The organism is Pseudomonas idahonensis, assembly GCF_037903935.1.
GTDB lineage: Bacteria > Pseudomonadota > Gammaproteobacteria > Pseudomonadales > Pseudomonadaceae > Aquipseudomonas > Aquipseudomonas danubii.
Genome location: NZ_CP149586.1, coordinates 3,640,083 through 3,652,568, shown reverse-complemented (window position 1 = coordinate 3,652,568; position 12,486 = coordinate 3,640,083). Strand labels below are relative to the sequence as shown.

Annotated in this window: 8 protein-coding genes; 3 read left to right on the top strand and 5 right to left on the bottom strand. The window is 64.1% G+C overall.

The genetic code is table 11. The annotated features are described in order from the left end of the window. Positions 1 to 68: 68 nt before the first annotated feature. The 3 genes from ccoG to WIN67_RS16425 all read right to left on the bottom strand — a co-directional run bounded on the left by ccoG (position 69) and on the right by WIN67_RS16425 (position 2,278). Positions 69 to 1,484: a cytochrome c oxidase accessory protein CcoG gene (gene ccoG / locus WIN67_RS16435; RefSeq protein ID WP_102863435.1), complete on the bottom strand. Its 1,416-nt coding sequence runs from the start codon at positions 1,482 to 1,484 to the stop codon at positions 69 to 71. Positions 1,485 to 1,692: 208 nt separating this feature from the next. After that, positions 1,693 to 1,926 (bottom strand): DUF3203 family protein, encoded by a 234-nt coding sequence (locus WIN67_RS16430; protein ID WP_102879194.1) that lies wholly within the window; start codon positions 1,924 to 1,926, stop codon positions 1,693 to 1,695. A gap of 172 nt (positions 1,927 to 2,098) precedes the next feature. Continuing rightward, positions 2,099 to 2,278, bottom strand: a complete 180-nt coding sequence (locus tag WIN67_RS16425; protein ID WP_102863437.1) for a hypothetical protein — start codon at positions 2,276 to 2,278, stop codon at positions 2,099 to 2,101. 204 nt (positions 2,279 to 2,482) lie between these two features. Here WIN67_RS16425 and WIN67_RS16420 point away from each other — a divergent pair, with 204 nt between their 5' ends. From WIN67_RS16420 to glgB, 3 genes are all read left to right on the top strand, one after another. Further along, the gene (locus WIN67_RS16420) at positions 2,483 to 4,477 is read left to right on the top strand and encodes an alpha-1,4-glucan--maltose-1-phosphate maltosyltransferase (RefSeq protein WP_339069313.1); all 1,995 of its coding nucleotides are present in this window, start codon (positions 2,483 to 2,485) and stop codon (positions 4,475 to 4,477) included. A 155-nt stretch (positions 4,478 to 4,632) separates the two neighbouring features. Beyond that, positions 4,633 to 7,983: a maltose alpha-D-glucosyltransferase gene (treS, locus tag WIN67_RS16415; RefSeq protein ID WP_339069311.1), complete on the top strand. Its 3,351-nt coding sequence runs from the start codon at positions 4,633 to 4,635 to the stop codon at positions 7,981 to 7,983. After that, positions 7,980 to 10,214 carry a 1,4-alpha-glucan branching protein GlgB gene (gene glgB, locus WIN67_RS16410; RefSeq protein ID WP_110596902.1) on the top strand — a complete coding sequence of 745 codons (2,235 nt, stop codon included), beginning with the start codon at positions 7,980 to 7,982 and terminating at the stop codon, positions 10,212 to 10,214. Before treS ends, glgB begins: the two co-directional genes overlap by 4 nt. A 57-nt stretch (positions 10,215 to 10,271) precedes the next feature. On the opposite strand, the gene WIN67_RS16405 is transcribed toward glgB, so the two are convergent. Together WIN67_RS16405 and WIN67_RS16400 are read right to left on the bottom strand one after the other, a co-directional pair. Beyond that, positions 10,272 to 11,249, bottom strand: a complete 978-nt coding sequence (locus tag WIN67_RS16405; protein ID WP_339069309.1) for an autotransporter outer membrane beta-barrel domain-containing protein — start codon at positions 11,247 to 11,249, stop codon at positions 10,272 to 10,274. Between the two features lie 403 nt (positions 11,250 to 11,652). Continuing rightward, positions 11,653 to 12,471: an endonuclease/exonuclease/phosphatase family protein gene (locus WIN67_RS16400; protein ID WP_339069307.1), complete on the bottom strand. Its 819-nt coding sequence runs from the start codon at positions 12,469 to 12,471 to the stop codon at positions 11,653 to 11,655. Between the last annotated feature and the right edge of the window lie 15 nt (positions 12,472 to 12,486).

Sequence of the window (12,486 nt, the reverse complement as noted above, 5' to 3'; positions counted from 1 at the left end):
GCGTCGAGTACAGGGTTCCCGTGGCCGAGGGACGGCAGCAGGCTCCCTGGCCACGGCATTCTAGAGGCTCAGCGGTTCATCGGCGCAACAAAACGGCTTTTGGCGATGGCGTAGACGCTTGGCTCATCGCTGTCGGCGACCTTGAAGCTGATGGCCTGGGAGCTGCTTTGTGGGCGGTCCTGGGTCATCGCCACCGAGACCGGCAGGTCGGTGATTTCGCCCGGGGCCAGGCTCAGTTCGGTCTTGCCCTGCAGTTCGAAACCATCGCCATCCACCAGGGCCAGGCGATAGTTCTGGCGCTCCTGGGTCTTGTTGATGATCTTCAGGCTGTAGATGTTCTCGATCTGCCCCAGGGCGTTCTCGCGGAACAGGCCACGGTCCTTGCTCACGTCCAGGGACACCATCGGCCGTTGTACCAGGGCCAGGGCCAGGGCGCCGATCATCACCAGCAGCACCGCGCTGTAGCCCACCAGGCGCGGCCGCAGCAGGTGAGTCTTGCCCCCTTGCAGTTGGTGTTCCGAGGTGTAGGCGATCAGGCCCCGGGCGTAGCCCATCTTGTCCATGATCGAGTCGCAGGCGTCGATGCAGGCGGCGCAGCCGATGCATTCCATCTGCAGGCCGTCGCGAATGTCGATGCCGGTAGGGCAGACCTGCACGCACACCTGGCAGTCGATGCAGTCGCCCAGGCCGACGTCGGCGGGCTTGACGTCACGCTTGCGCGGGCCGCGGCTTTCACCGCGCACCGGGTTGTAGGAAATGGTCAGGGTGTCCTTGTCGAACATCACGCTCTGGAAGCGCGCATAAGGGCACATGTGCATGCACACCGCCTCGCGCAGCCAGCCGGCGTTGATGTAGGTGGCCGCAGCGAAGAACAGCACCCAGAACAGACTCAGGCCACCGATCTGCAGGGTCAGCAGTTCCTGGGCCAGAGGGCGGATCGGGGTGAAGTAGCCAACGAAGGTCAGACCGGTGAGCAGGCTGATGCCCAGCCACAAGGTGTGCTTCATGGCCCGGCGGGCCAGCTTGTTCAGGCCCCAGGGCGCAGCTTGCAGCTTGATGCGCTGGTTGCGTTCACCTTCAGTGACCTTCTCGCACCACATGAACAGCCAGGTCCATGAACTTTGCGGGCAGGTGTAGCCGCACCAGACCCGGCCGGCGAACACCGTGATGGCGAACAGGCCGAAGGCGCAGATGATCAGCAGCGCCGAGAGGAGGATGAAGTCCTGAGGCCAGAAGGTCGCGCCGAAGATGTGGAACTTGCTTTCGGCCAGGTCCCAGAGCACCGCCTGGCGGCCGCCCCAGTTCAACCAGACCGTGCCGAAGAACAGCAGGAACAGGAAACCTGCGCCGGTCATGCGCAGGGTACGGAACAAACCGGTGAAGCTGCGGGTGTAAACGTGTTTGTCGGTGGTCTTCGACTTCATCTGTTTAGGGGGTGAAGGTTCGAAGGTCTCTACTAATCGGACGGGGATTCTTTCGCTCATGGTCGTTCGCTCATCAGCCTCCATCAGGCCGCGCAACTATGACCACGGATCTGTTTGCATAACAGACTCAGGTATTTGATAAAAAACCGTATCAGATGAGCCTTTACGGTGCCCCTGCGACAACTTGCTGCACCCCCTCAAGAGCCACCAGGGAGGGCCGCAGGGACCTCTGGCACAGGCCTTCGCGGCGAGCCCTGATCCAGATCAGTCAAATCACCGAATCACCGTCGGTGGCCTTCAGATGGCGCCGACCGTCGGTGGCGCCTGCTACGGTCAAAGCATCGGCTTCTGCTTCGGTGACGTAGATGCGTTCTCCCGCCAGCTCCACCGCCGACATGGATTTGGCAGCGTCGGTGATGACGGTCAGGGCGCTGGCGGGAAGGCGTTGGTGGAGGGTGTCGGTGTCGATGTAGCAGGTCTGGTTTTCGATGCGCAGGCTCATGATGCGTACCTCTTGGCAATGGGCGTACAGATTAGGCTGCAGGGCCTGGCCAGGGTTCGGCAGCGGCGATCAACGGTGGTCGTTGCAGGCCGCGGGTGCAGGAGCCGACTGGCCGGCGAACAGGTCCGTCAAGAGGACGGGTGTTTTGGCCGGCAAGCTGGCTGCTGTGGTGTCAGCGGGTCGACGCTCCATGCGTGACCACCACCGGCGGCATGGTATTGGGAGGATCGCCCTTGGGCGGTGGGGTGGTCTCTGGTGGTTCCTGCTCGGGAACCGGTTGCGGCTCGCTGGGGGGCAGGGTCGGTTGGTCGATGTTCGGATCGGGAGTTTCTGCCGGGATCGGGATATTCATCGCTGTGGCCTCCTTTGTGCTTGTCGATGCACGGGCTCTCTGGGTGGACCCTGGGAGCAGGGAATTGATTCCCGTCGATTTGGCCAGCGATCGCGGTGAACTTTCGCCGATGCCGGTGGCTCGGAAACAAGGTGCATTGATTCATCGGGGCGCTGGGCGCCCTGCGACCAGAGCGTCCATGGCGCGTTAAAGGGGTGATGCTCAATGACTGCAGAAAAACCGACTGAACAGCAATACCAGGCGCAGTTGCCCTTGTCTCAGGCCTTGTTGCTGCCGCGCATTGCCATCGAGAACACTCGCCCGGTCCTCGACGGCGGGCAGTTCGCGGTCAAGGCGGTGGCCGGCCAAGAGGTCGAGGTGACGTGCAAGGTGTTCGCCGACGGCCACGACAAACTGGCCGTGCGGGTGCGCTGGCGCGAGGAGCAGCAGGACGCCTGGAGCAGCCAGGCCCTTGAGGACCAGGGCAACGATGGCTGGCTGGGGCGCTTTCCCGTGCCCACCGTGGGCCGCTATCGCTTTTGTATCGAAGCCTGGATCGATCAGTTCGCCAGCTTCTGTTACGAACTGGAGAAAAAACACCGGGCCGGGGTGCCGGTGAGCCTGGAGTTGCAAGAGGGGCGGACTTCGGTGCAGCAAGCCGCCGAGCGTAGCGAAGGGCCGTTGCGCGAGCGGTTGCTGGCGCTGCAACAACAGCTTGCCGGCTTGCTGGAGACCGAGCAGGTCGCCTTGTTTCTCAAGGATTCCAGTGCCCGGCTGATGGCCGAGGCCGACCACCGGCCCTACCTGAGCCTGAGCCCCGAATACCCGCTGGATGTGGAGCGGGTACAGGCGCAGTTCGCCAGTTGGTACGAGCTGTTTCCGCGCTCGATCACCGAGCATCCGTCCCGCCATGGCACTTTCAACGACGTCCACTCGCGGCTGTCGATGATCCACGACATGGGCTTCGACGTGCTGTATTTCCCGCCCATCCATCCCATTGGCCGCAGCCACCGCAAGGGGCGCAACAACGCGTTGACGGCGGCCCCGGGCGACCCCGGCAGTCCCTACGCGATTGGCAGCGAGGAGGGCGGCCACGAGGCGATCCATCCGCAGTTGGGCAGCCTGGATGACTTCCGTCGTCTGGTAGCCGCCGCTGCCGACCACGGCCTGGAGATCGCCCTGGATTTCGCCATCCAGTGTTCCCAGGACCATCCCTGGCTCAAGCAGCACCCGGGCTGGTTCAACTGGCGCCCGGACGGCACCATCAAGTACGCCGAGAACCCACCGAAGAAGTATCAGGACATCGTCAACCTCGACTTCTATGCCGCCGACGCCATACCCAGCCTGTGGCTGGAGCTGCGGGACATCGTCATCGGCTGGGTCGAGGAGGGGGTCAAGACCTTTCGCGTGGACAACCCCCACACCAAGCCGCTGCCGTTCTGGCAATGGCTGATCGGCGACGTGCGCCGCCAGTACCCGGAGGTGATCTTCCTCGCCGAGGCCTTTACCACCCCGGCGATGATGGCGCGCCTGGGCAAGGTCGGTTACACCCAGAGCTACACCTACTTCACCTGGCGCAACACCAAGAGCGAGCTGGCCAGCTACTTCAGCGAGCTCAATCAGTCGCCGTGGCGCGAGTGCTTCCGACCGAACTTCTTCGTCAACACCCCGGACATCAATCCGGCGTTTCTGCATGACTCGGGGCGCACGGGGTTTCTGATCCGCGCGGTGCTGGCCAGCATGGGCTCGGGACTGTGGGGCATGTACTCCGGGTTTGAACTCTGTGAATCGGCACCGGTGCCGGGCAAGGAGGAGTACCTGGATTCGGAGAAGTACGAGATCCGGCCCCGGGATTTCAACGCCGCCGGCAACATCATTGCCGAGATCGCCCAGCTCAACCGCATCCGCCGGCAGAACCCGGCGCTGCACAGTCACCTGGGGCTCAAGCTGTACAACGCCTGGAACGATCAGATCCTGTATTTCGGCAAACGCAACGCCGAGGGCGACAACTTCGTCCTGGTGGCGGTCAGCCTCGATCCCTTCAATGCCCAGGAGGCCCATTTCGAACTGCCGCTGTGGGAGCTGGGGCTGGCTGACGATGCCGCCACCCAGGGGGAGGACCTGATGAACGGCCATCGCTGGACCTGGTACGGCAAGACCCAATTCATGCGCCTGGAACCGGCGCAACCCTTCGGCATCTGGCGCATCACCCCCACGTAGACGGCGGCTTGCCGCGTTTTTCCTCATAGGCGCCGGCTTGCCGGCGAATCGGCCCGCGAGCCTTGTGCAGGCCGGGCGACGCCTTCGCTGGCCAGCCAACCCCAACCAAGGGCGTGCTGTGTGGCGGCTGCGAATTCATTTTTCAGGAGTCCGACATGGCCAAGAAACCCCGCTCAGCGACCTTTATCAAGGACCCGCTCTGGTACAAGGACGCGGTGATCTACCAGGTGCATGTGAAGTCCTATTTCGATTCCAATAACGACGGGATCGGCGACTTTCCCGGGCTGATCGCCAAGCTCGACTACATCAAGGAGCTGGGGGTCAACACCCTCTGGCTGTTGCCGTTCTATCCCTCGCCACGCCGTGACGACGGCTATGACATCGCCGAGTACCGCGGGGTCAGCCCCGACTACGGCACCCTGGCCGACGTCCGGCGCTTTATCGCCGAGGCCCACAAGCGCGAGCTGCGGGTGATCACCGAGCTGGTGATCAATCACACCTCGGACCAGCACCCCTGGTTCCAGCGGGCGCGCAAGGCCCGGCCCGGTTCGGCGGCGCGCAACTTTTACGTGTGGTCCGACGACGAGCAGAAATACGCCGGCACGCGGATCATCTTCCTGGATACCGAAACGTCCAACTGGACCTGGGACCCGGTGGCCGGCCAGTACTTTTGGCACCGCTTCTATTCCCACCAGCCGGACCTCAATTTCGACAATCCCCAGGTGATGAAGGCGGTGCTCTCGGTGATGCGCTACTGGCTGGACATGGGCATCGACGGCCTGCGCCTGGACGCCATTCCCTACCTGATCGAGCGCGATGGCACCCACAACGAGAACCTGCCCGAGACCCACGACGTGCTCAAGCAGATCCGCGCCGAGATCGACGCCCACTACCCGGACCGCATGCTCCTGGCCGAGGCCAACCAGTGGCCGGAGGACACCCAGCTGTACTTTGGCCAATCAACCAATGGCGACGACGGCGACGAATGCCACATGGCTTTCCACTTTCCACTCATGCCGCGCATGTACATGGCCCTGGCCCAGGAAGACCGCTTCCCCATTACCGATATCCTGCGCCAGACCCCGGAGATTCCGGCCCACTGCCAGTGGGCGATCTTTCTGCGCAACCACGATGAGCTGACCCTGGAAATGGTCACCGACAAGGAGCGTGACTATCTGTGGAACTACTACGCCGCCGACCGCCGGGCGCGGATCAACCTGGGGATTCGCCGGCGCCTGGCGCCGCTGATGGAGCGCGACCGGCGGCGCATCGAACTGCTCAACAGCCTGCTGCTGTCGATGCCCGGCACCCCGACCCTGTATTACGGCGACGAGATCGGCATGGGCGACAACATCTACCTGGGGGACCGCGACGGCGTGCGCACGCCAATGCAGTGGTCCATCGACCGCAATGGCGGCTTTTCCCGCGCCGACCCGGCGAGCCTGGTGCTGCCGCCGATCATGGACCCGCTGTATGGCTATCAGTCGGTCAACGTCGAGACCCAGTCCGGCGATCCCCACTCGTTGCTCAACTGGACCCGCCGCATGCTGGCGGTGCGCAAGCAGTCCAAGGCCTTTGGCCGGGGCACGCTGAAGATGCTGTCGCCGAGCAACCGGCGGATTCTGGCCTATACCCGGGAATACACGGGGCCTGACGGCAAGCAGGAAATCATCCTCTGCGTGGCCAACGTCTCGCGCAGTGCCCAGGCGGCGGAACTGGACCTGTCGGCCTTCGCTGGCATGGTGCCGGTGGAGATGCTCGGCGGAAATGCCTTTCCTCCCATCGGCCAGTTGAGTTTCCTCCTGACCCTGGCGCCCTACGGCTTCTACTGGTTCGTTCTGGCGGCAGAAAACCAGATGCCCAGCTGGCATGTGGAACCGGCCCAGAGCCTGCCGGACTTCACCACCCTGGTGCTGAAAAAACGCCTCGAAGAATTGCTCGAAGCGCCATCGCGCACCACGCTGGAGCACAGCGTCTTGCCCCACTGGCTGCCCAAGCGCCGCTGGTTCGCTGGCAAGGACAGCGCCATCGAGCAGGCACAGATCGCCTACGGCGTAGGTTTTGGCGATCCCCAGCATCCGGTGCTGCTCAGCGAGATCGAGGTCACCAGCGATGGACAGCGCCAGCGCTATCAACTGCCCTTCGGCCTGCTCGCGGAAGAGCCGCTCGGCAGTGCCTTGCCTCAGCAACTGGCCATGGCCCGGGTGCGGCGCGGGCGCCAGGTCGGGCTGATCACCGACGCCTTCGCCCTCGACAGTTTCGTGCGCAGCGTGCTGCAGGCCCTGCAGGCGCAGACCCGGCTGGACAGTGCTGCCGGGCAGATCCGTTTCGACGGCACCGAGCTGTTGGCCGAGTTGGGGCTGACCGGCGACTCCGAGGTGCGCTACCTCTCGGCGCAACAGTCCAACAGCTCGGTGGTGGTGGGGGGCAGCCTGGTGCTCAAGCTGATTCGCAGGGTGGAAGGAGGCACTCACCCGGAACTGGAAATGGGCGCCTTCCTCACTGCCGCCGGATTCCGCCATATCTCGCCCTTGCTGGGCTCGGTGGTGCGCCGCGATGAGCAGGGCGAGGATCATCTGCTGATGATCGCCCAGGGCTACCTGAGCAATCAGGGGGATGCCTGGGAATGGACCCAGAACAACCTGGAGCGGGCTATCCGCGATGAGTGGGCGCAGGCCATGTCCGAGCATGAACAACACTACAACGCCCTCGGGGAGCTTGAGGATTTCGCCGGCCTGCTGGGGCAGCGTCTGGGAGAAATGCACCTGTTGCTGGCGGCCCGCGACAGCCCACCGGACTTTGCACCGCAAGTGAGCACCCTCAAGGACACCCAGGCCTGGAATCGTCAGGTGGCGGCACAAGTGGAACGGGGGTTGCAGTTGCTCCAGCAGCGTCAGGGCGAGCTGAGTCCTGGCGACCAGAAACGGGTGAGCCGATTGTTGCAGCACAAGACGAAAATCCTCGGTCACATCCAGCAACTGGCCAGGCAGTTGGTGGGTGGGCTGCGGATCCGGGTGCATGGTGACCTGCATCTGGGGCAGGTGCTGGTGGTCAAAGGCGATGCCTACCTGATCGACTTCGAGGGTGAGCCGGCGCGGCCTCTGGCAGAGCGTCGGGGCAAGCACAGCCCATACAAGGATGTCAGCGGGGTGTTGCGCTCCTTCGACTACGCTGCCGCCATGGCCCTGGAGACGCCAGCGGTGGAGGGCGCGCAGATGGCCGAGCAGGCCCGGCAACGGGTGGTCCGTCGTTATCTGCAGGAGGCGCGGCAAGCCTTTGTCCAGGCGTATCGGCTGGCGACGGCTAGTCTTGCCCATGAGTGGCAGGACCCGGCGGCTGCGGAGGCCGCACTGGCCCTGTTCAGTCTGGAGAAGGCCGCCTATGAGCTGGCCTATGAAGCGGAAAACCGGCCCACCTGGCTGCCTGTGCCCTTGCACGGCCTGGTGGGGCTGTTGCGTGAACTGGAACCCTTTTCCGATCTTGAGCGTGATGGAGAGCAGTCATGAGTGTCTCGAACAAGGAACAGGGAAAGAACCAACCGGCATTGCTCCCTTCAGCCGAGGTCATCGATGCCTTGGTGCGGGCCGAGCATCCTGATCCGTTCGCTGTGCTCGGGCCCCACGGAGACGGTGCCGGCGGGCAATTCATCCGGGCCTATCTGCCCGGCGCCCTGAGCGTGCAGGTGCTGGACCGGGAGCAGCAGCAAGTGCTCGGCAGCCTCCACGCCGCCGAAGTGCCCGGGCTGTTTGCCGGGCATTTCAGCCAGAGTCGGCCCTATCTGCTGCGGGTGCAGTGGGCCGGTGGCGAGCAGGTCAGTGAAGACCCCTACAGCTTCGGCCCGTTGCTGGGGGAGATGGATCTGTATCTGTTTGCCGAAGGCAATCATCGGGACCTCGGCTCCTGCCTGGGGGCGCAACCGACCACCGTGGACGGCGTCCAGGGCGTGCGCTTTGCAGTCTGGGCGCCCAACGCCCGGCGGGTTTCGGTGGTGGGGGACTTCAATATCTGGGACGGGCGGCGCCACCCCATGCGCCTGCGGCATCCCTCCGGGGTCTGGGAGCTGTTCGTTCCGCGCCTGCAACCTGGAGAGGCCTACAAGTACGAGATTCTCGGGCCCCAGGGCATCCTGCCGCTCAAGGCCGACCCCATGGCCCTGGCCACCCAGTTGCCGCCGGACACTGCGTCCAGGGTCGCCGAGCCCTTGCAATTCCACTGGCAGGACCAGGCATGGATGCAGGCCAGGGGCGAACATCAGCGAACCGATGCGCCCTTGTCCATCTACGAGTTGCACGCCGGCTCCTGGCAGTGCGAAGTGGATGACCTTGGGGAAGTGGCCCGCCAGTACAGTTGGGCCGAGCTGGCCGAACGCCTGATCCCCTACGTCAAGGACCTGGGCTTCACCCATATCGAGCTGATGCCGATCATGGAACACCCCTTCGGCGGTTCCTGGGGGTATCAACCGCTGTCACAGTTCGCCCCCAGTGCCCGCTATGGCTCGCCCCAGGATTTCGCCGCCTTTGTCGATGCCTGCCATCAGGCGGATATCGGTGTGATCCTCGACTGGGTGCCGGCGCACTTTCCCACCGATACCCATGGCTTGGCCCAGTTCGACGGCACCGCGCTCTATGAGTACGGCAACCCCCTGGAGGGCTTTCACCAGGACTGGGACACCCTGATCTACAACCTCGGGCGCACGGAAGTGCACGGTTTCATGCTGGCCTCGGCGCTGCACTGGCTCAAGCATTTCCATGTCGACGGTCTGCGGGTGGATGCGGTGGCCTCGATGCTCTATCGCGACTATTCGCGCAAGGCCGGTGAATGGGTGCCGAACCGTCACGGCGGCCGCGAGAATCTGGAAGCCATCGACTTTCTGCGCCACCTCAACGATGTGGTGGCCCTGGAAGCGCCGGGCGCCCTGGTGATTGCCGAGGAATCCACCGCCTGGCCCGGGGTCAGCCAGCGCACCGACCAGGGCGGCCTGGGCTTTGCCTACAAATGGAACATGGGCTGGATGCACGACTCCCTGCATTACATCCAGCAGGACCCGGTGTACCGCGCCCATCACCACAACGAACTGAGCTTCGGCCTGGTGTACGCCTGGTCCGAGCGTTTCATTCTGCCGATCTCCCATGACGAGGTGGTGCACGGCAAGCATTCGCTGATCGACAAGATGCCAGGCGACCGCTGGCAGAAGTTCGCCAACCTGCGGGCGTACCTGAGCTTCATGTGGGCCCATCCGGGCAAGAAACTGCTGTTCATGGGCTGCGAGTTCGGCCAGTGGCGCGAGTGGAATCACGATCAGCAACTGGACTGGTACCTGCTGCAGTACCCGGAGCACCGGGGCGTGCAGCAATTGGTGGGCGACCTCAACCGGCTGTATCGCCAGTACCCGGCGTTGCATGACCAGGACGACGTGCCCCAGGGTTTCCAGTGGCTGATCGGCGACGATGCGATCAACAGCGTCTATGCCTGGTTGCGCTGGAGCAAAACCGGCGAGCCCTTGCTGGTGGTGGCCAACTTCACCCCGGTGCCGCGCCAGGCCTACCGCGTCGGCGTGCCGCTGGCGGGACGCTGGAGCGAGCTGCTCAACAGCGATTCGCAACTCTATGCCGGTTCCAACTATGGCAATGGCGGCGAAGCCTTCAGTGAAGAACAGGGCAGCCATGGCCAGGCCCTGTCCCTGGTGCTCAACCTGCCGCCCCTGGCGGTGTTGATCCTGCGCCCCGACAGCCTTTAGCCGCGGGTGGCCGGTAATGGTCAACATCAGGCCATTACCGGCACCGTCCTGGGCGCATCACCAACGCATGCGCACGCCCAGGCTGCCGATCAGGCCGTTGAGGTCGTTGTCATCCACATCGCTGCTGTAGTCGGCACTGACGTACAGGCTCACGGCGGGGGTGACCCTGGCCACCAGCCCCAGGCCAACCTCTACGGTGGAGGATTTGCGGCTGCTGCTGATCTTGTCCACCTGGTCCAGGCTCAGGGTCTCGCCGCTGTAGACCGTATGCCAGAGGTTGGTGCGCACATAGGGTTCCAGGGGCAGGCCGTGGACGTCATAGCGCCCTTGCAGGCGCGCGCCGACCCGGCCGCTCCAGGCGTTGAGGTCGTTACTGCTATTGCCACCGTCCAGGCGAATGCGTTGGTTGATCACCTGGGCCTGGGGTTCGATCACCCAGTTGTCACTCAGGCCTATGGCCACGCCGCCCTGCACGGAAAAGGTCATGGCGTTGCCTTCGGTGGTCATGCCCCGGCCCTGCTCATTGCGACTGAAACCGCTGACCCGGCCGCCGCTGGCGGACATGTCCAGGTGCCAGCCCTCGGCACCCTGCAGCCTCCAGAAGGCGCCCAGGCCTTGCCCCTGGACGCTGAGCCCGGCATTGCGTGGGTCGTTGACGGTGCTCGGGGCGCTGCCTTGGGTGAGGGTGTAGGTGTTGGGGGTACTCAGCAGGCCGATCTGTTGGGTGGTGCCGTTGTTCTGGATGCTGTAGAGCAGGGGGCCTTTGCGCGGTTCGCCGCCAGCGCCGGGCAGCGCCAGGTAGCCGACTTCAAGGTGCGTCGGCAGTCCGGGCCGGTCCAGGACCGCGAAGTCGCTCGGTCGCGGGCTGCCCAGGGGTGGGGCGCTGATCGGCAGGCTGCTCAGGGTTGGGGGGTACCCGGTGTTGTCGGTGTCCTCCCCCGGGGACGCCGCGACCTCCATGGAGCACAACAGCAAGGATGTGTACAGGCTGCACAAGGCGAACGGCAGAGGGCTTGAGATGAGTGAGGTATTCATGGAGGCCTACCTTGCAAATGCATGCTTTATCTCGTTGGGGGCGCCTCTCCCACCCCTGTTCGAGAGGCAGCCGGATTCAATCGGGTAAAGTCCGCCGACCCGCTCTGCAGCAGGTGTTTTCGGCCTTTTCCCGGTTACTTTTTCCAGGGGTGGTCATTGGTAGCTAAGGAGAGAGCAGGGGGCTCGTCAAGAAAATGACTGATAAACGGAAGGGTTATTTTTGGGTGGCCAAATCACTGAAAAATGGCACTTTGTCCGAAGGCCAGGGATGTGGGGCGGGCAGGGCGATCAGGGGCGACTCCAGCCCGTGGATTTGCTCGTCGCCAGGGTTCAGCAGGTCGACCAGACCTGCTGCCACTGGGCGGCACCGCCCCGGAATCCGTGAGCCGGGACGATCGCGGTTTTAGCGTTCATCGCTCGATGTCTGCGGTGCGGCCACGGGCGGCAGTTGCACCTCCACCGCCAGGGGCAGGTGATCGGAGAGGTGGGTCCAGGGCTTGTTGCCGAGGATCTGTGGCCGGTGGCTGCTGGCATTGCGCAGGTAGACCCGGTCCAGGCGCAGCAAGGGCCAGCGCGCGGGGTAGGTCTTGGCCGGGCGGCCGTGATGGCGTTCGAAGGCTTCGTGCAGGTCGTCGCGCCGGCCCAGGGCGACATTGCCGTGCATCTGCCAGTCGTTGAAGTCGCCGGCAATGATCACCGGCGCTTCCTCGGGCAGGGATTCGAGCAGTTGGCAGAGCAGCGCCAGCTGCAGTTGCCGGTGGCTTTCCAACAGGCCGAGGTGCACGCAGATGGCGTGCACCTCGGCGTATCCGGGTACATCCAGGACACAGTGCAGCAAGCCGCGGCGCTCGGGGCCGGTGATGGAAACATCCAGGTTGCGGTACTGGCGGATCGGGTACTTGGACAACAGGGCGTTGCCGTGATGACCGTCGGGGTACACCGCATTGCGTCCGTAGGCGTAATCGCTCCACATGCTGTCGGCGAGAAACTCGTACTGCGACTGCTGCGGCCAGTTGTCCAGGCGCGACGCATGGCGTTCATGCTCGCCCAGCACTTCCTGGAGAAACACCAGGTCGGCCTGGGTGCTGCGTACCGCTTCGCGCAGCTCCGGGAGAATGAAACGTCGGTTGAGGGCGGTGAAACCCTTGTGGGTGTTGACGGTCAGGATCTGCAGACGCTGGATGCTTCCCGGCTGGGGCTGGCGGGTGGACTCGCTGCTCACGCTCACTCCTGTGAA

Excerpts from the sequence above, each read along its gene's own strand:
- ccoG (WP_102863435.1), bottom strand. The coding sequence starts at position 1,484 with ATGAGCGAAAGAATCCCCGTCCGATTAGTAGAGACCTTCGAACCTTCA.
- WIN67_RS16430 (WP_102879194.1), bottom strand. The coding sequence starts at position 1,926 with ATGAGCCTGCGCATCGAAAACCAGACCTGCTACATCGACACCGACACC.
- WIN67_RS16425 (WP_102863437.1), bottom strand. The coding sequence starts at position 2,278 with ATGAATATCCCGATCCCGGCAGAAACTCCCGATCCGAACATCGACCAA.
- WIN67_RS16420 (WP_339069313.1), top strand. The coding sequence starts at position 2,483 with ATGACTGCAGAAAAACCGACTGAACAGCAATACCAGGCGCAGTTGCCC.
- treS (WP_339069311.1), top strand. The coding sequence starts at position 4,633 with ATGGCCAAGAAACCCCGCTCAGCGACCTTTATCAAGGACCCGCTCTGG.
- glgB (WP_110596902.1), top strand. The coding sequence starts at position 7,980 with ATGAGTGTCTCGAACAAGGAACAGGGAAAGAACCAACCGGCATTGCTC.
- WIN67_RS16405 (WP_339069309.1), bottom strand. The coding sequence starts at position 11,249 with ATGAATACCTCACTCATCTCAAGCCCTCTGCCGTTCGCCTTGTGCAGC.